The sequence below is a fragment of the Dehalogenimonas sp. THU2 genome, from assembly GCF_039749495.1.
In the GTDB taxonomy this organism is placed as follows: domain Bacteria; phylum Chloroflexota; class Dehalococcoidia; order Dehalococcoidales; family Dehalococcoidaceae; genus Dehalogenimonas.
On the sequence record NZ_JBDLLU010000034.1, the window covers coordinates 1 to 1,375 of the forward strand.

Below are 1,375 nucleotides of genomic sequence, written 5' to 3' on the forward strand. Positions count from 1 at the left end.
AGTAGAATCCCCGTACGTGGTGTAAATTCCTGGAGTTGAAAAAGCAGGCCATTGTGTGGTTTCTTGAAAGCAAATAACAACAAAGACTTTCAGGAGGTAACCACGACAATGGCCAAAGACAGGATGACACTTTTGGAATTGCTACGCAAGTCAGGAAGTGACAGCGAGCTTGATTTTCTAAAAGCAGGGGTGAAAATGCTGGCCGAAGCGGTCATGGAGCTTGAGGTTAAGCAGAAGACCGGAGCTGAGAAACATGAGCGCAGTAACGGTCGTTTAACCTACCGTAACGGCTACCGGGGGCGTATCTGGGACACCCGGGCCGGCACGATACCCTTGGCGATTCCCCGGTTGCGGGACGGCAGTTATTTCCCCAGCTTGCTCGAGCCCCGGCGCCGGGCGGAACATGCCTTGCTGGCGGTAATCCAGGAAGCCTATGTATTGGGCATCAGCACCCGCAAGGTGGAATCTCTGGTTCAGTCACTGGGGCTTAACGGTATCAGTAAGAGCGAGGTATCGCGAATATGCGGGGCTCTGGACGATGAAGTGGAACGCTGGCGCCACCGGCCTTTGTTATGGCGTTATCCCTATCTGTGGCTGGACGCGACCTACGTCAAGGTCAGGGATTCAGGTCGGGTGGTCAGTCAGGCAGTAATTATCGCCTACGGCGTCCGGGAAACCGGGGAACGCGAGATCGTCGGGCTTGAGGTCGGCCCCAGTGAAGACGGTGTATTCTGGAAAGAGTTTCTGCGGGGGCTGGTTAGCCGTGGTTTGAGCGGGGTGATGCTGGTAATCAGTGATGCCCATCTGGGGCTGAAGGAAGCCATCAGCACGGTACTCACCGGGGTATCGTGGCAACGCTGCCGGGTGCACTTCATGCGCAATGCGCTGGCCAGAGTGCCACGGGGCGCCCAGGCTATGGTATCTGCCGCTATCCGGACTATCTTCGCTCAACCTGACCGCGATAGCGCTTGTATCCAGCTCCGCCAGGTAGCCGATAACCTCAGACTCCGATTCGGTACTGTTGCCGACCAATTGGAAGAGGCAGAACCGGATATCCTGGCCTATACCGCCTTCCCTCGGGAACACTGGCGGCAACTTTACTCAACCAATCCCCTGGAGAGACTGAATAAGGAAATCAAGCGCCGCAGTAATGTGGTCGGCATCTTTCCCAATAGCAAAGCGGTAATCAGGCTGATTGGGGCGGTGCTAATGGAACAGCAGGACGAATGGGAGATCGGACGTCGCTACTTTTCTGTGGATTCGATGAAGAAAACGCTGGAAGGGGCGCAGGAGGAACCCCTTATCATGGCTTTACAACCTTAATGATTCGGGAAACCACCAATCATGAATTTACACCACTTGACGGGACACTACC

General features: G+C 55.1%; 1 protein-coding gene. It reads left to right on the forward strand.

Going from position 1 to position 1,375, the window contains the following annotated elements; all coding sequences use genetic code 11:
• The first annotated feature begins 108 nt into the window (after positions 1–108).
• Positions 109–1,323, forward strand: a complete 1,215-nt coding sequence (locus ABFB09_RS09630) for an IS256 family transposase (protein WP_347001280.1) — start codon at positions 109–111, stop codon at positions 1,321–1,323.
• Positions 1,324–1,375: the final 52 nt, after the last annotated feature.

Bases quoted from the DNA above. Each gene is read 5' to 3' on its own strand.
- ABFB09_RS09630 (WP_347001280.1), top strand. From the start codon at position 109: ATGGCCAAAGACAGGATGACACTTTTGGAATTGCTACGCAAGTCAGGA.